13 protein-coding genes, 1 tRNA gene, 2 rRNA genes and 1 pseudogene (1 of these 17 only partly in view) are annotated in these 19,751 nt (G+C 49.8%); 12 read left to right on the top strand and 5 right to left on the bottom strand.

Annotation, left to right across the window (positions count from 1 at the left end):
- The 12 genes and pseudogenes from HPY30_06660 to HPY30_06605 all read left to right on the top strand — a co-directional run.
- Positions 1-1,337, top strand: a 23S ribosomal RNA gene (locus HPY30_06660); it begins 1,574 nt to the left of the window's first position.
- Between the two features lie 91 nt (positions 1,338-1,428).
- A 5S ribosomal RNA gene (gene rrf, locus HPY30_06655) occupies positions 1,429-1,544 on the top strand.
- Between the two features lie 125 nt (positions 1,545-1,669).
- Positions 1,670-2,302, top strand: coding sequence for a hypothetical protein (locus HPY30_06650; GenBank protein ID QYZ65699.1), 633 nt, complete (start codon positions 1,670-1,672; stop codon positions 2,300-2,302).
- Entirely contained in the window at positions 2,299-4,116 is a 1,818-nt protein-coding gene (locus HPY30_06645) for a M61 family metallopeptidase (protein QYZ65698.1), read from the top strand. Before HPY30_06650 ends, HPY30_06645 begins: the two co-directional genes overlap by 4 nt.
- Positions 4,100-5,089 (top strand): bifunctional biotin--[acetyl-CoA-carboxylase] ligase/biotin operon repressor BirA, encoded by a 990-nt coding sequence (gene birA, locus HPY30_06640; GenBank protein QYZ65697.1) that lies wholly within the window; start codon positions 4,100-4,102, stop codon positions 5,087-5,089. The genes HPY30_06645 and birA overlap by 17 nt, the downstream gene beginning before the upstream one ends.
- Positions 5,089-5,835 (top strand): type III pantothenate kinase, encoded by a 747-nt coding sequence (locus HPY30_06635; GenBank protein QYZ65696.1) that lies wholly within the window; start codon positions 5,089-5,091, stop codon positions 5,833-5,835. Before birA ends, HPY30_06635 begins: the two co-directional genes overlap by 1 nt.
- The gene (locus HPY30_06630) at positions 5,832-6,788 is read left to right on the top strand and encodes a hypothetical protein (protein ID QYZ65695.1); all 957 of its coding nucleotides are present in this window, start codon (positions 5,832-5,834) and stop codon (positions 6,786-6,788) included. Before HPY30_06635 ends, HPY30_06630 begins: the two co-directional genes overlap by 4 nt.
- A gap of 15 nt (positions 6,789-6,803) precedes the next feature.
- Positions 6,804-6,879 (top strand) — tRNA-Thr (locus HPY30_06625).
- A gap of 651 nt (positions 6,880-7,530) precedes the next feature.
- Complete coding sequence (locus HPY30_06620; protein QYZ65694.1) at positions 7,531-8,331, top strand: hypothetical protein; 801 nt, start codon at positions 7,531-7,533, stop codon at positions 8,329-8,331.
- Positions 8,297-9,112: a hypothetical protein gene (locus tag HPY30_06615; protein QYZ65693.1), complete on the top strand. Its 816-nt coding sequence runs from the start codon at positions 8,297-8,299 to the stop codon at positions 9,110-9,112. Before HPY30_06620 ends, HPY30_06615 begins: the two co-directional genes overlap by 35 nt.
- 11 nt (positions 9,113-9,123) lie before the next feature.
- Positions 9,124-12,550: pseudogene (locus HPY30_06610) on the top strand (class I SAM-dependent DNA methyltransferase).
- A 2-nt stretch (positions 12,551-12,552) separates the two neighbouring features.
- Positions 12,553-13,170, top strand: a complete 618-nt coding sequence (locus tag HPY30_06605; protein ID QYZ65692.1) for a hypothetical protein — start codon at positions 12,553-12,555, stop codon at positions 13,168-13,170.
- A gap of 32 nt (positions 13,171-13,202) precedes the next feature.
- Here HPY30_06605 and HPY30_06600 read toward each other — a convergent pair whose 3' ends face one another.
- The 5 genes from HPY30_06600 to msbA all read right to left on the bottom strand — a co-directional run bounded on the left by HPY30_06600 (position 13,203) and on the right by msbA (position 19,601).
- On the bottom strand, positions 13,203-14,582 hold the full coding sequence (locus HPY30_06600; GenBank protein QYZ65691.1) for a hypothetical protein: 1,380 nt from the start codon (positions 14,580-14,582) through the stop codon (positions 13,203-13,205).
- The gene (locus tag HPY30_06595; protein ID QYZ65690.1) at positions 14,579-14,785 is read right to left on the bottom strand and encodes a helix-turn-helix domain-containing protein; all 207 of its coding nucleotides are present in this window, start codon (positions 14,783-14,785) and stop codon (positions 14,579-14,581) included. The genes HPY30_06600 and HPY30_06595 overlap by 4 nt, the downstream gene beginning before the upstream one ends.
- Before the next feature lie 126 nt (positions 14,786-14,911).
- Entirely contained in the window at positions 14,912-15,886 is a 975-nt protein-coding gene (locus HPY30_06590) for a hypothetical protein (protein ID QYZ65689.1), read from the bottom strand.
- A 171-nt stretch (positions 15,887-16,057) separates the two neighbouring features.
- Positions 16,058-17,326 carry an integrase family protein gene (locus tag HPY30_06585; protein ID QYZ65688.1) on the bottom strand — a complete coding sequence of 423 codons (1,269 nt, stop codon included), beginning with the start codon at positions 17,324-17,326 and terminating at the stop codon, positions 16,058-16,060.
- Positions 17,327-17,855: 529 nt separating this feature from the next.
- A complete protein-coding gene (gene msbA / locus HPY30_06580; GenBank protein ID QYZ65687.1) occupies positions 17,856-19,601 on the bottom strand; it encodes a lipid A export permease/ATP-binding protein MsbA in 1,746 nt (581 codons plus the stop codon).
- Positions 19,602-19,751: the final 150 nt, after the last annotated feature.

Below are 19,751 nucleotides of genomic sequence, written 5' to 3'. Positions count from 1 at the left end.
GCTTCAGGTAATAAGTAACCGTACCCCAAACCGACACAGGTGGGTGGGATGAAAATTCTAAGGCGCTTGAGAGAACTCTGGTGAAGGAACTAGGCAAAATTGTACCGTAACTTCGGGAGAAGGTACGCCCCTGGTATGTGAAGAGACTTGCTCTCGGAGCAGAAGGGGGTTGCAATAAAATGGTGGCTGCAACTGTTTATTAAAAACATAGCACTCTGCAAACTCGAAAGAGGAAGTATAGGGTGTGACGCCTGCCCGGTGCCGGAAGGTTAATTGATGGGGTTAGTCTTCGGACGAAGCTCTTGATCGAAGCCCCGGTAAACGGCGGCCGTAACTATAACGGTCCTAAGGTAGCGAAATTCCTTGTCGGGTAAGTTCCGACCTGCACGAATGGCGTAATGATGGCCACACTGTCTCCACCAGAGACTCAGTGAAATTGAAATCGCTGTTAAGATGCAGCGTACCCGCGGCTAGACGGAAAGACCCCGTGAACCTTTACTACAGCTTTGCACTGGACTTTGAACCTATTTGTGTAGGATAGGTGGGAGGCTTCGAAACCGAGACGCTAGTTTCGGTGGAGCCAACCTTGAAATACCACCCTGGTATGTTTGAAGTTCTAACCTAGACCCGTTATCCGGGTTGGGGACAGTGTATGGTGGGTAGTTTGACTGGGGCGGTCTCCTCCCAAAGAGTAACGGAGGAGCACGAAGGTACCCTCAGCGCGGTCGGACATCGCGCAATGAGTGCAAAGGCATAAGGGTGCTTGACTGTGAGACAGACAAGTCGAGCAGGTACGAAAGTAGGTCTTAGTGATCCGGTGGTTCTGTATGGAAGGGCCATCGCTCAACGGATAAAAGGTACTCCGGGGATAACAGGCTGATACCGCCCAAGAGTTCATATCGACGGCGGTGTTTGGCACCTCGATGTCGGCTCATCACATCCTGGGGCTGAAGTCGGTCCCAAGGGTATGGCTGTTCGCCATTTAAAGTGGTACGCGAGCTGGGTTTAGAACGTCGTGAGACAGTTCGGTCCCTATCTGCCGTGGGCGTTCGAGATTTGAGGGAAGCTGCTCCTAGTACGAGAGGACCGGAGTGGACGTACCCCTGGTGTTCCGGTTGTCACGCCAGTGGCATTGCCGGGTAGCTACGTACGGACAGGATAACCGCTGAAAGCATCTAAGCGGGAAGCCCCTCCCAAGATAAGATCTCGCTGGAACTTTAAGTTCCCTGTAGGTCCGTTAAAGACTATGACGTTGATAGGCTGGGTGTAGAAGCACAGTAATGTGTGAAGCTAACCAGTACTAATTGACCGTGAGGCTTGACCATATAACACCCAAGTGTTTTGGGTGCTGGTTGAGTGCATACCCAACGCTACAAGCGATCTAACCAAATTTGAAAGGATGAGAACTCATCCTTTCGAGCCAGTTTGCCTGGCGGCCATAGCGAGTTGGTACCACCCGATCCCATCCCGAACTCGGAAGTGAAACGACTTAGCGCCGATGATAGTGTGGGGTCTCCCCATGTGAAAGTAGGTCACTGCCAGGCTTTTATTCTAAACCCCGGATCATTTTATGGTTCGGGGTTTTTTTATTGTCTGAAACAAAATATTTGAAACCGAATCAGACAAACAATGTAAATTTTGGATATTGTTTACCAGATCTATTAGTTTGATGATCATTTCACTCATATTATTGATATCGGGTCTAAGTGTGCTTTTGTTTGGATTTCGTGCGCTTTTTAAAAGGAGGGTCTTGACCGGAGTAGTGACAGGCCTGATTGGTTTACCACTTGTGCTTTTTGGATTCTTACTGCTACTCCTTGCTACAAACCTCTATACCTATCAGAAACTCACACATGAGATGGAGGTTGCGAGGATTACCAGTCAGAAAACAGAAACGGGTTTTCAGGTGGGGATAGAACATAGTCATGCGAACAATGAAAAATTTATTCTCTCTGCCAATCAATGGCAACTCGATGCACGCTTTGTGAAATTTAAGCCTTGGACGATAATGTTTGGTAACGAACCTTTGGTTCGCTTGGAAAGATTTTCTGGAAGACATAATGACACCGATAAAGTTGTCAAAAATAGTTATGAGTTCAACGCTGCTGGCAGTCTGCTGCAAAATTTATCTAATCAACTGATTGATGTGTCAGGTTTGATAGATACATATTTTGGCAGCTCGGTCTACATGCCGCTGGCGGATGGTGCTGAATATCTTGTTACTGCCTCTGTCTCTGGCCTGGTTGCCAGACCTGTAAATGCTCAGGCTGAGAATGCTGTTTCAGCGTGGATGTCGCAATGATCGAATATCAGGTAGTGATGAAGTCGCCCGAAGCCCACCTTTTTGAGGTGACTTTGAGAGTCCGCAAGCCTGACAAGCTCGGGCAGACGTTCTATCTGCCGGCATGGATCCGTGGCAGTTACATGATCAGGGATTTTTCCCGCCATCTCATCACGCTTGAAGCCTCAGATGAGATGGGATCTATTCAGGTTGAGAAAATGGATAAGCAGAGTTGGCGCTGTGCACCTGCATCTGGTCCCATTACGCTAATCTATACAGTTTATGCTTGGGACTTATCCGTAAGAGCAGCCCATCTAGATACCACTCACGCCTATTTCAACGGTTCCAGCCTGCTACTTGGAGTCAGTAATCAGGATGAGGTAACTTGCCTGTTGACGATTCTTACCCCAGTGGGTCAACAGTTCGATGACTGGAAAGTGGTGACCTCAATGGAAAAGATTGAGGTCGATAAACGGGGATTTGGCCAATATCACTCTTTAAATTATGAGGAGTTGCTGGATCATCCAGTCGAAATTGGAGACGTTATAGAGGCGGATTTTGCCGTTTCCAATGTGCCCCACTGCATCGCGATCAGCGGTCGACAAAGATGCGATCTTAAGCGATTGTGTTTCGATCTTGAGAGAATATGTAGCCAACATGTTGGTTTGTTTGGAGAGTTACCGGTCCGAGATTATCTGTTTCTTCTCACAGTTGTTGGTGATGGTTATGGTGGTCTTGAACACCGAAATTCAACCAGCCTGCTGACAAGCAGGGATGATCTTCCGCTGAAGGGTATGCAGGAGATGACCAAAGGCTATCGACGCCTTCTCGGTCTTTGCAGCCATGAATATTTTCATCTGTGGAACATCAAAAGGATTATGCCTGCCGTGTTTCAGGAGGAAGGAGCCACGCAGGAGGTTTACACTCGCCAATTGTGGGTATTTGAAGGTATAACCTCTTATTATGATGAACTGGCATTGGTTCGGAGTGGATGCATCGACAGGAAATCCTACTTTGAATTACTCGCAGAAACGGTTACCCGTGTCATGCGGGCCAGTGGCAGGTTTAAACAAACCCTTGAGGAATCCAGTTTCGATGCTTGGACCAAATTCTACAAGCAGGACGAAAACGCCCCTAATGCGATTGTCAGCTACTACACAAAAGGGGCGATCTTTGCGCTCGTGATTGATCTGCACCTCCGTTTGCAGACGGATGGAGAAAAATCATTGGATCACGTTATGCGTGAGATGTGGCGCAGGCATGGAGCAACAGGGCAAGGGGTGCCGGAGGGTGGTTTTGAATCGGTTGCCGCCGAAGTGTCTGGTCTGGATCTATCGGGCTTATTTGATCAGGGGGCCCGTTCAACGGCCGATCTGCCGGTAGCTGATCTGCTGGAAAAGTTTGGCGTTGAGATGCGCTTGCTGCCTGCTCAATCCTCTTCAGACAATGGGCGTGTCGTCGATGAGATGCCTGATAGCGAGGCGGCAAAACCGGTGATCGGTGCGCGTCTTTCGACCCAGGGTGTGGAAGCAAAGTTGCTTCAGGTTTTTGATGGCGGCGCAGCACAGGCTGCTGGTCTGTCTGCAGGTGATATTATTATCGCGGTTGATCATTTAAAGGTTGATGGAAAAAAGCTCGAAAAAGCAATCGCGGACTGTGCGCTTGGAAAATCCGTAACCGTGCATGTTTTTCGACGCGATGAAATGATGGAGTTTGAACTCCAACCAATGCCTGCCCCTGCAGATACCTGCGTCTTTAGCCTCCCTGTTGACCTGCCGAAAGAGCATCAGCTGCGCCAATCCGACTGGCTGATATCGAATGGATACGAAAACTAGATTGATACGTGCCATGTCTGATGGTCGGTTTCACTCCGGTGAAACCCTGGCAGGCGCACTGGGTGTCAGTCGTGCGGCAGTTTGGAAACATCTCCACTCTCTAGGTGACCTGCTTGGGCAGAATATCCATTCAGTGCGAGGAAAAGGTTACCGCCTCTCTCATCCCATTGAGCTTCTTGATGAGGGGCAAATTACCCAGTCAATGGCAGAGCTTTCATCTCGCCATATCAATACGATTCACATACACAATGCGATAGATTCAACCAATACATGGCTCATGCAGAAAGGTGCCGATGGTGCGGTTTCCGGCACAGTCTGCCTCTCTGAACAGCAATCGGCTGGTAAGGGACGTCATGGCAGGCAGTGGATCTCCCCATTTGGCAGCAACATCTATCTTTCATTGCTCTGGCGTTTTGAGACTGGGCCGATGGGACTCGGTGGACTCAGTCTGGCTGCTGGCATTGCAATTATTCGCACCTTACAGGGGTTGGGCTATCAGGGTGTCGGGTTAAAATGGCCCAATGATGTTTTGTGGCAAGGGCGTAAACTGGCTGGACTGTTGCTCGAAGTGGTTGGCGAAGCTGAAGGCCCCTCTCAGGTGGTCATAGGGATAGGGCTGAACACGCGCATTGGCGAGCACGGCGACGCTATCGATCAGCCGTGGGTGGACCTGGTTTCCATTTCGGATGAAATGGAAATTCCCCGTAACAGGATTGTCGCCAGGCTTATCGACAATCTTGTTGATGTGATACTGACCTACCGGCGCTCAGGTCTTGCTGCCTTTACCGATGAATGGCAACGTCATGATCTGCTGACAGGAGAAACCATCAGCTTGAGCAGTGCCTCCCAGGAGTATGAAGGCCGACACCGGGGCATTGATGAAACAGGTGCATTGCTGCTCGAAATTGACGGAAAGTTGCGGCGTTTTTACGCCGGAGAGGTTTCCCTCAGGCGTGGGGAGCTGGAAGAATAGTGAATCTTCTTCTGGATGTTGGAAACAGCTACCTTAAATGGTGTAGTTATGAAGGGCTGCGAAAAGGTGAAATATTTCGTGAAGCTTATGGCGCTGATATAGGTGGAAGGTTGGATCGATGCTGGCAAAATATAGAGCAGCCTGCATCAGTATGGATTTCGAGTGTTGCAGGTGAGAAGGTCGATGCGGAGGTTTCCCGCTGGGTACGCCGTAATTGGTTGATCGAATCGGAATTTGTTGTATCAAGACGCGCCCAGGCAGGTGTGGTGAATGGATATCGTCAGCCGGAACAACTCGGGGTGGATCGCTGGATGGCGCTATTGGCTGGCAGAGCGATTTCTCATCAGCCCTGCCTTATCGTAGACTGTGGAACGGCAACCACAATAGATGCAATGGATGCTGAGGGCAGGCATCTTGGTGGCCTGATCATTCCCGGTCTCGCGATGATGAGAGAAAGCCTTCTGGGCGGTACGGCGATTTTGGAATTTGAAGACGCTGAGTCGATAGACTTTGTTGCGACCGATACCGCATCGGCTATTCTTTCCGGTGGGATCAATGCAACAAGGTCACTGATAAATGAAATGAGAGACAGATTGAGTAAAAAACTGGATCAGCCGGTTCTCTCTCTTTTGACCGGGGGCGCAGCAGGCCAACTGCTGGATGGGGTAATGTTGCCAAAACAGCATGAACCAAATCTTGTTCTCAATGGCGTGGCGATAGTTGCCGGGATGAGGGACAACGCATGAAATGGCTGTTTTTCCTGCTTCTACTTGTCAATATCGGTGTTTTCATCTGGACCTATCCACAGCAGCCGGTTTCCCGGAACGGCCACCTGAGCTCTGATGGGGTTGCAACCTTGATCCTGCTGAGTGAAGTGCCGGAAGAGACTGAACCACAATCTGAGCAGAAGTCCGACATCCTGAACGATCTGCCGGTTGAGGTAACAGAAGAACCTGCAACGCCCTCCGCTTCTGAGGAGAGCTTAACTCCAAGGCCTGAGCCTGCTCAGACAATAGTGGCTGATAGCGGGGAGATCTCTGGGGAAGTGACGCCTGAACCTGCCCTGGAGAAAGATTTAGAAGAGGAGAAACAGGAGGCTGAACCTCCTGCTGTTGCGGCTTTGGAACCCCAGGTTTCGAAGCCCATTATTCCTCCAGTAGAGGAGATAGTCACTACGGATGAGCCTGGGAAAGTCCTCGTCGATACCACTACCTGTGTCAGTATTGGCCCACTGCCCAAGCGTGCCATGGTGGATACACTATCCATCAGGCTATTGGCTATGGACGTAAAAACACGGCTGAAGACTGAGTCCGTGAAAGAGCAGGCCGGCTACTGGGTGGTGGTTCCCCCACAGAAAGATCGTGCTGCCGCTGTAGCCACAGTAAAAAGATTGAAAGGTGCCGGTGTTACGGATCTCTGGCGATTTACCAGCGGTGAACTTGCCCATGCCATCTCTCTGGGACTCTTTCGAAATGAAGACCGGGCAGAGGCCAGAAAAAAGCTGATCGCAGATAAGGGTTTTGATGTCGAGATTCGACCAAGAGTGAGAAAACAGTCCTCTTATAGACTTGAATATGGCTATAAGAATACTCCCCCTATTTCGAATGATAAGTGGGGGAGCCTCACACAAGCTTTTCCTGGAATCGAGCGCAATGTGATTGATTGTGGAAACGTTGCCACATCCGGCATAAAAGAATAGAATCCCCGATCCAACGCCGGCGTAGCTCAGTTGGTAGAGCAGCTGACTTGTAATCAGCTTGTCGGGGGTTCGACTCCTCTCGCCGGCTCCAATAAAATCAAAGGCTTACAGAAATTCCGCTTCGGTGGATTTTTGTGTGTAGACGCAATGTAGACGATTCGTGGCCCAAGTGTTACAAATCTAAGGCGTCTGATTTCGTGCGGAAATATGTGAAGTAAATGCCGTTATTGATCCATAAATAATATTTATAATGTGGATGCAAAAATTCTATTTGACTTGATTTGACATATCCTTGCAATATGCGCTTCTAATAGCAGATGCATACTCCATCCATTCAATTAAGAAGCCTGTAAATGCTACGCTACTAAGTATCATTGTTTCAGTGGGTTCCATTGAGCGGGATTTGCTTCTATTGCCCCGTCAGTTGGTAGAGCGATAGGAAAAAGGAAAATATATGCCTAACATAGTGCTTGGATTGCTCTATCTTGTGTCTGCGCTTCTAATTTTTTCTATCATGGTCGGCATTGTACAGCACATGCTCAGAAAGCGCGCAGTTTCGCGCTTAACTGCTGGCATGAGCTCAGGCGTATTCATTGCGCATGGGATGGTTATCGACCCAGAAACCGGCCTTGTTTCTGGCCAAAAGAAAGCGTCCTTACAAGCGTATTCTCGTTTCTAAAACTAGAAATCAAGCTTTTCTGAAGGTCCCTATTTGGATGTGGGGGTCGTTTCGCGTGCGCGTATGAACAAAAAGACTTTTTCTGAAGAATATATTGGCTGGGTGCCGTGTCTGTCGGGTGATATGTTTTTCCGATATACGGAGCCAGGTCTTGCTGATTTTGATGTTGTTGCAATCAATTACCATGCACGGGATATGTGTTCTGGTGAAGGTGGATCAAGGTACATAATTGCCACGTCCGTTTATGACTGGAAGGATTCCGGTGATCCTGGCCAGCATGGCTGGTTTCGTGTAGTTGTTACGGGAAAAAGAAGTTACCGGGAGAATCTTAAAGGGAGGGTTTATTTTATTTCGGATATACGGAAAAGAGGAGGGTCAAGCAAAGATTTTCCAGAAAAAGAAAGGGATTTAATGTGTGGCATTTATAATTTAAAGCGGAGCGTTGATGTTGCATTGCCAGTGATTGAACGAGGCTCTTACAGTGAAGAAAAAAAGCTTTCAGAGTTACTGGATAATGCTGTATCTATAGGCCCAAATGGAATTATGGATGATGTGGGTTTTAATATTGATTATGCAGTTAACTTGATAGATGAAAAATTTTTGTATGCGGTAGATTTTGAAATTGACCGTAATGGGATAACAAATTTAAAGTACGATCCATCTTATGCCGATGGTGTTGAACTGAAAGGAGACAAAGACAAGCTGGCGAAGCTGCATTATCATTGCTACTCGCTTACTAGGCAGGCCTTTTATTATCTTAAATATTTATTGCACAAACATACGCATCATGACCACTCAAATGATAGTCTGACAACTATTCATCTAAAAAATGACGATCCTCATTGTGATGCGAGTGTTGATTAGGGATTTGAAGCGTGGCTTAGTAGATCTAAAGCGTGCAGGTAAGTTTGATAAGCGTGATGTGGCAGGTATTGCAACATATGGAAAATCGTTAGTTACATCATGTCATACTAGTGGCTATTTTGATAAGGCAGATAATGGTGAGAGTTTGTGCCTTAAGGCACAAACAAGTTACTTTTCAAATCTTTCCGAATCGATTTTGCTTAGAAATGATGAGCATTCACCACTAAGAAATAAGCTTAAGTCTTTTTTTACGACTGTTCATCAATCGCTTTCTTTGGTTTTCTTGTTTGTCACTCCATTGCTGTTGATTGCCCTGAAAGGAAAGGGAGCTAATGGGGAGCTTGGGGAATGTAAGAAATTTTCACTTTCGGATGATGGCCTGGATGGGTATTTTGTAAATTATTTGACGTGCGTCACGAATGGAGATTATGGATACATTTTTGATACGTATCTTTTCTTTATTCTTTCGGCATTATTGGCTGGCTTGTTGCTACAAGAAAAAATAACATTTCAAAGTTTTGTTTACCGTTTTTCCGGGTATCTATCACGTAACGCACGCTATGCTTGCCGCCCTGCATGGAGGGTAGACTTAGTATTGGTTCAAGGGATGAATTCTGTAAGGCTGGGGTTGAGGTGGCTGTATCGCACGCTTGAATTTTTTGTTTCGGCCCCTGTTTATTATTTATTGTGGACAATAGTGCTGGGTGGTTTAGGGTTTGTTTTTACTGAATTATTTGCAAGCGGAATCAGTCTGATTATGGATGCGCTGAATGTGGGTTAGAAATAATGTAGATGACCTCACTAGATGCTTTCATAAATAGGTGGGGTTCTGCAAGTGGAACGGAGCGTTCCAACTGCCATTTATTTATCACTGAACTCTGCGATCTGCTTGAATTGCCCCGTCCTGATCCCGCTGGCAATGCCAATGAAGAGAACGGATACGTCTTCGAGCGCCGTGTAGACTTTCTCCACGGCGACGGCAGTCAAAGTCGGGGGTTTATCGACCTCTACCGCCGTGGCTGCTTCGTGCTGGAGGCAAAACAGACCGGCAAGGCTATCGGTAGTGGTGTCTGGGATGATGCCATGCTGCGCGCCCATGGGCAGGCGGTACAGTATGCGCGAGCTCTGCCAGAGCAGGAGGGACGACCTCCATTCGTGATTGTTACCGACGTAGGCCGCACTATTGAACTCTATAGCGAGTTCAGTCGCAGCGGCGGGGCCTACATCCCCTATCCTGATCCACAGTCCCACCGCATCCATCTCGATGATCTGCAAAACGAGACGATCCGTGAGCGCCTACGCAGCGCTTGGCTCGATCCCCTTTCCCTCGACCCCACCCGCCAGTCTGCCCGCGTTACCCGCGAAATCGCCACCCGCTTGGCAAAATTGGCGGAGGCCTTGGAAGGGGCCGGAGATAGCCCGGCCCAAGTAGCAGCGTTTCTCATGCGCTGTCTGTTCACCATGTTCGCCGAAGACGTGGGGTTGATGCCTGAGCGCAGCTTTACCGACCTACTCGAAAGCCTGGTCGACAACCCTCAGCACTTTCCGCCGCTGGTGCAGGAACTCTGGCAGACGATGAACCACGGCGGTTTCTCCGCCTCGGTGCGTGCAGACCTGTTACGCTTCAACGGCGGCCTGTTTGCCGATCCCACTGCACTGCCGCTCAACTCGAAACAGATCCGTCTGCTTATCGAAGCGGCGCGGGCCAACTGGAAGCATGTTGAGCCTGCTATCTTCGGCACCCTGCTTGAGCGCGCCCTTGACCCCGAAGAGCGCCACCGCCTGGGTGCCCACTACACCCCTCGCGCTTACGTCGAACGGCTGGTGATGCCCACTATTATCGAACCCTTGCGCGCTGACTGGCAGGACGTGCAGGCCGCCGCACTCACCCTCGATCGCAAAGGCAAACACAACAAAGCAGTAGATCAAATCAAGACCTTTCATCATCGACTATGTGAAACTCGCGTGCTAGATCCTGCCTGTGGCTCTGGTAACTTTCTCTACGTCACACTGGAACACCTTAAACGACTCGAAGGGGAAGTGCTAAATGCTCTGGTAGATATCGGCGAGACCCAAGGTCTGCTCGATCTGCAGGGGGTCACCGTTGATCCTCACCAGATGCTAGGTCTGGAGACTAACCCCCGTGCCGCCCGCATAGCAGAAAGCGTGCTTTGGATCGGCTATCTACAATGGCACTTCCGCACTCGGGGTGATGTGCGTCCGCCTGAACCAGTACTGCGTGATTTCCACAATATCGAATGCCGGGACGCTGTACTCGCTTGGGATAAAATCGAATATGTAACCGACGAAGTGGGCCACCCGGTCACCCGTTGGGATGGGCTGACCTACAGGACCCACCCGGTCACCGGTGAGCTTGTGCCAAACGAGAATGCCCAAGTGCCACTGGAAAACTATATCAATCCCCGCAAAGCGGGCTGGCCTGCGGCTGATTTCGTGGTCGGTAATCCCCCTTTCATTGGCACCGCTCGGATGCGACAGGCACTAGGTGACGGTTACGTTGAAGCTTTGCGCATGACCTATCCTCGTATTCCTGACTCTGCCGACTTCGTCATGCACTGGTGGCATCATGCCGCCGACTTGACGCGGGAGGGGAAAATCAGGCGTTTTGGATTGATTACCACTAACAGCCTGCGCCAGACCTTCAACAGAGTACCACCTGGAACAGAAAAAGCCGCTGTCGTTGCGCTTCGCCATCCCTGATCATCCCTGGGTCGATAGCGCTGATGGTGCAGCGGTTCGGATTGCCATGACTGTAGCGGAAGGAGGTGAAGGGAAAGGGGTGCTAAATACGTTGATTACAGAACAGGAGAGCCAAGTAGAAGGGATCGATGTAAAACTGGAATCATGTGTTGGAAAGCTTTTTTCAGATCTGAAAATAGGAGTAAATGTTGTAGGTGCAGCGGTGCTCAACTCAAACAGTCAACTGAGTAGTCGAGGGGTTATGCTCTTCGGTTCCGGCTTTATCGTCACTCCGAATCAAGCAGAGCAATTGGGATTAGGGCGCATCCCCGACCTGGAACGACACATTCGTGAATACCGTAATGGCCGAGACCTAACGCAGACTCCACGAAAGGTGATGGTTATTGACCTCTTTGGACTAACTGCCGAAGAAGTACGTAAGTGTTTCCCAGAGGTTTATCAGTGGATATATCAGCGGGTAAAACCGGAGCGCGAACATAATCGGGATAAATGGATCAGTGCTAATTGGTGGTTACATGGGAGGCCAAGATCTAAATTTCGGCCTGCACTGCGGGATGTAACCCGCTATATCGCTACCGTAGAAACCAGCAAGCATCGCTTCTTTCTCTTTCTCGACAAGATCATTCTCCCGGATAATATGCTAGTGAATATTGCATTGGAGAGCGCTTTTCACTTGGGCGTGTTGTCGAGTCGCCTGCATGTTTCTTGGGCATTGGCGGTGGGTGGTAGATTAGGCGTAGGTAATGACCCTCGTTACAATAAAACTCGCTGTTTTGAAACCTTTTCTTTTCCCGATTCCAATCCCAAACTCCAAATGCGAATCGGTGAATTGGCAGAGCAGCTTGATGCCCATCGCAAACGTCAACAGTTACTGCACGCTGGTCTGACCCTCACTGGCATCTACAACGTACTGGAAAAACTTCGCCGTGGCGATGAACTGACGAAAAAGGATAAACAGATCCACACACAGGGTCTGATCTCGGTGTTGGCCCAACTGCACGACGAACTCGATGCTGCCGTGCTTGAAGCCTACGGCTGGTCTGATCTCACCCCAGCCCTAGTGGGAAAACCCGGCGGCACCACTCCTTATCCAGAAAAGACAGCCGAACAGGCCGAAGCAGAGGAGCTGTTGCTACAGCGGCTGGTCGACCTCAACACAGAACGGACCTCCGAAGAGCAGCGTGGCATTGTCCGCTGGCTGCGCCCAGCGTTCCAGAATCCTGGCGGCGAGCAGACCGAACAGGCGGGATTGGAGGCAGTGACGACCACATCTTCCAAAGCAGCAACCAAAGGTAAACCATCCTGGCCCAAGGCGATTCCAGAACAAGTGCAGGCGGTGCGCAGTGCCCTTGCCGCTCAGTCCGCCCCAATTAGTGCCGAACAACTTGCCCGCAGTTTTAAACGTGCCCGCACTGATCGCGTCGGAGAACTGCTTGATACCTTGGTCTCTCTGGGGCAGGCTCGCCACACCGAAAAGGGCGGCTATCTCGCCGGATAATCATGGTACGCCGAAAATATATTTGTCCGAAATGCGGCCGACGCACCGGCGCAAATATCTTCTATGGAATGCCTGTTTGGGATCGTGTGGCAGATGATGTAAACGATGGCTATCTGGTGATCGGTGGTTGTGACTGGCCGATCGACGGTCCAGAACGTCAGTGCACAGTGTGCGGTCACCAGTGGCGAATCAACAGGCGCAGACCAGCAGATCCGCTGGCGCTTGAACCAGTACCAGAGTATTTCCGTTTTGAAATCGGTGGTTTTAGCGAGGGTTATCAACGTCTGAATTGGGAGAACGATGAATTGTATTTCCAGTCCTTCGGATCTCTTTCGTACTGTCCAGAATTATTACTCAATGACTGGCAGCGTTTATGGATTTACCTATACGATAAAGGAGTCGACCTCTGGGGCTGGAAGGGAAGCTATAACAATCTCCTGATTCTCGATGGCACACAATGGCAACTGCAGATTAAGCAGGGCGGATATCAAAAATTATGCTCGGGAAGCAATGCCTATCCGAGAGGTATTGACCACCAGCCTAAAAACAGCCAACCGTTCATGACGCTGCTCAATGGCTTGGCTGAGTTGACCAATAATCAAATCCTGTTCCAACTATAGTGCTCACGAGGTGCTATAGGGTTCAGGTTACCCTATAGGGGGGCACCTATAGATTTGGCAATATTCATGTTTTTTATCGATGCCAACCAATCAACTACCCACTTTTTCGCTGGACGTTTTCGCTGCTTCCATCCTTTTGATTCAGCCCAGATCATAAAACGATCAAGGCTATCAATGTCCGTGGCAACAACATGACATCTCCCATACCAGAATTTTTGTTTTTTTAGTTCGTGACGAATTGTACTCAACCGTTTTAGCGCTTGTTTCTTTGCAACTGCACCGCTATAAGACAGTGACTTTAATTTTTCTATGGCTGCATTTTTAGCCCTGCGGATCGGATTCAGTTTATTCCGCTGCTTATGGCGTGCCTTGGCAATACATTCTCCCAACACGCCCCATTCCATATGTGTCAGGGTTTTCCACGCTGGCGCGCGGGAACATTGGGCAATCCCGTATCTGTTGCCTCGAACAAGCCCTTGATCATTCGTATTGTCACCTTTTGTGAGATATTTTGCCGCTTTCGCAAGATAATATCCGGCAGCAGACCGATCACGAAGCCGTTCGAGATGGGCAAATCCTTGACCCCACAATCGCTCAAGCCTTCGAGCCCATGGCTGGAAAAACTTTTTTGGGACAGCCCATCGAATCAGTAGATGCACATGGGGATTACGCTCTCCGTTCTCGTTAAGCGGATTTTCAGCCACCCAAAGATAATCAAACCTATAGGTATATCCTGGACCTATAGGTATATAATCGGCTTCTTTATTGGTTTCAACCCTATAGGGTCCGAAGGCTATAGGGTTATATTTAATGCCTTCTTTGGTTTCTTTGGTCGCACTAACCCTATAGGGTGCAACCCAGCCTCTGGTATACATTTTTTTCGCTGCATCAAGAAACCGGCTGACCTCATGAGCAATTGTGGTTCCCCAGAGCACAGTGACGCCTGCTATTGGTATCGTGGGATCGGCTTGATATCTGAACTTTCCAGTTTTAGACCAGGAAACTGGGCAGAATGGACCTTCAGGATACTGATTTGTCATTCTGGTTCGTGCCGCAGTATCAAAAGTCAGCGTAACAAAGGTAGAGTAGCCACCGCGCTTGAGATAAACATACCGGCAGCTGTCTTCTATTTTTCTTCGGCCGCCATCTGATAGCTTGTCGGTAATACGCTGGCCTGATTGCTGAGGGGGAGGCTGTCGAACTGGCGGCTCAGTTATACAGCTCAGTCGCCATTCGCCTGACCACTCCCGGTGAGAAAGCCGGGCATAGGTGCCAGGTGATTTTACAGACAGGACCGGGTATTCGGTTTCCAGACGACCGAGCCATTCTCCCTGATCTGAGATGAGATCACAGGGGCGTGTCGGATATTTGGTGCCTCTGTCTAGACTAGAGTCGGCATTCGCTTCGCTCACGACCGCCCCCGGTGGTCGGAAGTGGAGTGGCGAATCTGAGCCTCTATATAGGCATCGAGGTCTGCCTGACGATAGCGGACTGCCCGTGCGCCTACCCGGACAAACGGAATCCGCGCTCCTGCCCATCGATCTCGTTCTAAAAATGCTTTGCTGACGCCAAGAAAGCTGGCCGCGCTTGCGGTGTTGAGTAATTGCTGTGACATAGTTACCTCCAATAAACTGGGGGTAACTCTGGTAGCTATTGAGTGGAATAAATAGAGCGTGAGCACGCAGCTGCCGTACCGCTACGTGCTGGTGTAGTACCTCTGCGCGCAGAGGTACTATTCAGACTATAGATTTTCTGGTATTGCGGGTAGCTCTCCAGTTTTTTTGAACTGTCTCCAGCCTTTTAGCAGCATTCTGATTTTGTTTTCCTTGTGTTTCCATGCACCTTCGAAATCTTTTGCAGGATCTGGAGCATCTTCTTCAAGAAATTCAGCATAATATTCATTAGCGGCATGTGTCTGGTTAAATCGTTCTCCGTGGTTGAGTGCAGGAATATAGCTTTCCTGACACCATCGAATAAAATCCCGCTTAATCTTATTGGTATCTTTGTTTTTATGAATAGCTGCTTTTTTATTGTTTAAGTGGATTTTTTCTTTTGTAACCTCATCAGGTATTTGAGCGCTGAGTTCCCGCTCCTGAAGTAATTGCGCAATGCCTAATGCCTCAGTTGCATCTATGATGTAATCCCCAATATGGCAGCAGGTCGACAATTCCCGAATGCCTGCATCTTGTTCCTCAATCTGATAGCTCCACTTTGTCGCTAATTGTGCTTCACCAATGAGTGCGAGGGCCAGTGCGGAAAAATATTCTGACCATTTAGCATTGGGTATCTCACTTTGGCCACTGATTTCAAAATCATTCATCAACCGTAACAGGGTATAACCTGGTGTAGACCAAGCGTGTTCAGTATTAGATTGGTGCTGAAAGGAAGGCAGACCTGCTTTCTCTCCAAGTTCTGCTTCTTTAGCGTCCCATTCAAAATCATGCTCCAGCATGACGCCTTCCAGTCCCGGTGCATCACCACGTTTCTCTCTGTGTTCCTGCTTCATTTCCTCAATATAGGATTGGAGTAAGGTGGGTTTTGCGAACATGAAATTGATGGAATCGACCATGAATATGATCTCTTCGCGTGTACGGCCTTTCAGGATGCGCCGTGCTCGATTGGCCAGGGTATCTGATCGAATATTGTAATGTTGTTGTGGCTGTCCGTTTAGTGGATCAAAAATCTCAAACGGGCTGAGTAGTTGGTTACTTTCCATGAACAATACCTTACGTATACATACGTTGAATCAGAGAGCTAACGTTTCCAAACTGGGGATTGAACACCTATCGCTTAGCATTTGTAATTGGCACAACATTTCGCACCCCTGCAATGCCCCTTATTGTTGGTATTTGATCACTAAAAGTAACGTATCCGTAACGTAGGCACTCTATAAATGCTTACGTTGTTGCATCGGTATGATAGTTGCCGGATTGGTCTGTCCAATGGCTTCCTTCAGAAAATCCGACACCTGTTGAACAGGTCCCCGAAAACGTTCTACATCGGTGATGATATAGCCGTCGGTCACATCGTACCCCGACCGGTGGTTAAGCAGGCGCTTAATTGTGGTGCGGGAAAAATCCATCATATCGAGGACGGTAGCATAGGTACGCCGCAGATCGTGGATATTGAACTGGATGCCAGATTCTTTGATGACATGATTCATCTGCCGCCGGGGTTCCACCATATGGCTTTTTCCGTCCCTGCCCGGAAAAACATAGTCATTTACGGCCATAAGTTGCCGCGCCTGCAAGATCATTAAGACATGATCGGATAGAGGCAGGGTGAAAGAGTGATGATTTTTGGGGTCGGGTATCACCAAGGTTCGCTCAAGCAGATCTACATCAGACCAGCGCAATTTGATGGTCTCACTAAAGCGCAGGCCGGTGAAGAGCGCCATTTCCAGAAAATCGGCGACTACAAAGGCGCTGGTGGGCTTTTCCGGTGTGCGAAGAGATTTTACCGCTTGATACCAGGCGGGTAATTCGTGGACCTTGATGACTGTTTTGCGCCGTTCCACCCGATACCAGGCACGTGTGTGGTTGAGGATTTCCACGGGGTTATAAGGGAGGATAGAGAGACCCTGCCCATCATCGTAGTGGTGCTTGGCGAAATTGAGCACTGATTTCAGGGTGCGGAAGACGGCATTGGCTTGGGCTTTAGCCCCGCGCTCACCAATTTCCCGATGGCGTCGGGTCACCATATGCTTTGTGATGACGGTAATCGGTTTGTTGAGCCAGTCACCCAAATGGTGCTCCAAGTGGTAAGTGTAGTCCTTGAGGGTGTTTGGACTGAGCTGCTTACGGGCCTTTTTAAAGTCCGCAAAGGTCTGGGCCAGGGTAATGGCCCGTGCCTGACGGGATTTACGCTCCGCCGCTGGATTGATGCCCATGGCGATCTTGCCTAGGGTCTTTTGTGCCTCCTGACGGGCCTGCTCGACCGTGAGTTCACCAAAGCGCCCCAAGGTCTGTCGGCGGACCTTGCCCTCCACCCGCTTTTCCACGATGAAGGATTTGGTGCCCCGATCGGTGATGCGCAGGCCAAAACCTGACAATACACTGTCCCGCAGAAAAATCTGTTTTTTACCCTTAGGTGGGATGGCGCTGTCGACCACCCGTTTGGTCAGTTTGATCGGCTGATTGGTTAAAAATGTAGACACAATGTAGACGCTCCGTATCAAGTTACTGAGGAGAGTCTAAAGTGTAATCAAAGAAAATAGCAAGTAAAAACAACGGGTTTAAAAGAATTTAAAAGAAGGTCAAAATTCTTCAAACAGGTGGGTAAAATAACTTGTAATCAGCTTGTCGGGGGTTCGACTCCTCTCGCCGGCTCCAAATTTTGCTCTTATTCTCCGATGCAGGGCTGTTTATGCATCTCTGCGCGTTCATGGATTATATAAGAAGAAAGCCCGCACCAATCCCTGGAGCGGGCTTTCGAGGTCGACACCTTCCTTTGTGCCTGATCACAGATCACATCCCTGTCTGTAACCTTAAAACAAGGCGGGACTTCCATGCCCCCTCCGAAGTTCATCGGTCGTCCTTGTTGGGAATTAATATACTACCGGGGACTGGGAACACCTATCAGGAAAATCTGCGCCCCTTGTAGGAATAATCTGAAACTATAGGCAAAAATTTAGTCGTGGGTCAGTCGACCTGAGTCGTCTTTTTCTCGATAGTGTACGGTACTGCTCAGAAAGTACCGCCGGCAATGGAGAACTGTGTGTCGTAGAGCTTTTTATAGGTTCCTCCCATCGCCATCAGTTCCTGGTGGGTTCCTGACTCTACGATGCGTCCCTCGCTAAGCACCAGGATTCGGTCGGCGTGTTCGATGGTAGAGAGACGATGGGCGATGATCAGCGTGGTGCGGTTGCGGGTAAGGGTGGCAAGTGCCTCCTGAATGAACCGCTCCGATTCATTGTCCAGGGCTGAGGTTGCTTCATCGAGGATCAGGATAGGGGCGTCCTTGAGCAAAGCCCGGGCGATGGCCAGTCGCTGGCGCTGTCCCCCTGAAAGACGTACACCGTTTTCGCCGATCAGGGTGTCGAGTCCCTGGGGCATCTCCTCAATGAACTCGATGGCGTGGGCGTTGGTCGCTGCGCTAACCACCGATTCCCGATCGGTACCGCGCATCTCGCCATAGGCGATGTTCGCCTCAACGGTGTCGTTGAACAGGGTGACATCCTGACTGACCAGGGCGATGTTGCTGCGCAGGGAAGCAAGGGTGACCTCCTGTATATCCTCTCCGTCCAAAAGGATGCGGCCTCTGTCGAGATGATAGAAACGGGGAATCAGGTTTGCCAGGGTGCTCTTGCCTCCCCCTGATGGGCCGACCAGGGCGATGTTCTCTCCAGGTTCGATGGTCAGGCCGATGTCGTCCAGGGCCTTTCGGTCACTGCCCCCGTAAGTGAAGGTGACGTGGTCGAAGTCAACTCTGCCGCTAAGTTGTTTGACCTTGGTCGTGCCTTTGTCCTCTTCGGGTATTTCATCCACCAACTCGAACATGCTTTCCGCAGCAGCCAGTCCCCGTTGAAGAACGCTGTTGATGCCGATGAGTTTTTTCAGTGGAGAGAGCAACATTGCCATTGCTGCGATAAAGGAGACGAAAGATCCAACGGTGACCTTATCATCCAGGGATTGCAGGGCTGCAAAATATACTACCGCAGCCAGACCCAGTACCAGAATGAACTGCCCCACTGGCGAGCTGAGGGCGGCAGTGGCCTGGTGTTTCACGTTATAGCGCCGTAGCCAGTTGCTGATCTGTTGGAAACGGTCGTACTCATAGATTTGGCCGCCAAAAAGTCTTACCACCTTGTTGCCCTGTATCGCCTCTTCCAAGACATGGGTCATCTCCCCCATCGTCTGCTGAATCGAGCGGTTGATATCGCGTATGCGTTTGCCGATAAATTTCACAATCAGTGCGATGATCGGCACCAGCACGGAGACGAATAGTGTCAGTTGCCAATTCAGGTAGAGCATCAGCCCCAGCAGTCCAAGGATAGACACCGAATCCCGCACCAGTACCACCAGCACTTCGGTGGAGGCGGCGGCGACCTGCTCCACGTTATAGGTAACCTTCGACAACACAACGCCGGTGGGGTTGTTGTCGTAGTAACGGTTGGGCAGTACCAACAGTTTGCGGAACATTTCGTTGCGCAGATCCATGACGACCCGGGTGGAGACCGCAGTCATGGCCATGGTGCTGGCATAAGAGGTGAAGCCGCGCACCACAAACAGGCCGATTAAGGCGAAAGGCATCAGCTTGATGGTATCCAGATCCTTCTCCACGAAACTGCCGTCGAGCAAGGGTTTCAGCAGTGCCGGCAGCAGCGGCTCAGTGAGTGCCAGCAGAATAGTGAAGAAGATGGCCAGGACGAAGATCCGGCGGTAGGGCTTCACATAGCTCAACAGCCTGAAATAGAGCTTGTTGCCGGTCATCGGGTCTCCTGAAAACAGCCGCAGGAGAACCTTCTGCGGACGATATGAAAAAAGGTATGGTTGGTAAGTGGCTGATTTTACCCGCCGGACCGGTTAATCGCCAGAACGGCGATACTGCTATGTTATGATGCGCCTGTTTACTCAACTCGG

Source organism: Gammaproteobacteria bacterium (ex Lamellibrachia satsuma), assembly GCA_019623805.1.
GTDB lineage: Bacteria > Pseudomonadota > Gammaproteobacteria > Chromatiales > Chromatiaceae > QGON01.
The sequence above is the reverse complement of the archived record's forward strand: the minus strand, read 5'-3'. Positions and strand labels throughout refer to the sequence as shown.

Coding starts and splice junctions, on each gene's coding strand:
- HPY30_06650 (QYZ65699.1), top strand. CDS start 1,670: ATGATCATTTCACTCATATTATTGATATCGGGTCTAAGTGTGCTTTTG.
- birA (QYZ65697.1), top strand. CDS start 4,100: ATGGATACGAAAACTAGATTGATACGTGCCATGTCTGATGGTCGGTTT.
- HPY30_06605 (QYZ65692.1), top strand. CDS start 12,553: ATGGTACGCCGAAAATATATTTGTCCGAAATGCGGCCGACGCACCGGC.
- HPY30_06615 (QYZ65693.1), top strand. CDS start 8,297: ATGACGATCCTCATTGTGATGCGAGTGTTGATTAGGGATTTGAAGCGT.
- HPY30_06645 (QYZ65698.1), top strand. CDS start 2,299: ATGATCGAATATCAGGTAGTGATGAAGTCGCCCGAAGCCCACCTTTTT.
- HPY30_06620 (QYZ65694.1), top strand. CDS start 7,531: ATGAACAAAAAGACTTTTTCTGAAGAATATATTGGCTGGGTGCCGTGT.
- msbA (QYZ65687.1), bottom strand. CDS start 19,601: ATGACCGGCAACAAGCTCTATTTCAGGCTGTTGAGCTATGTGAAGCCC.
- HPY30_06590 (QYZ65689.1), bottom strand. CDS start 15,886: ATGGAAAGTAACCAACTACTCAGCCCGTTTGAGATTTTTGATCCACTA.
- HPY30_06595 (QYZ65690.1), bottom strand. CDS start 14,785: ATGTCACAGCAATTACTCAACACCGCAAGCGCGGCCAGCTTTCTTGGC.
- HPY30_06630 (QYZ65695.1), top strand. CDS start 5,832: ATGAAATGGCTGTTTTTCCTGCTTCTACTTGTCAATATCGGTGTTTTC.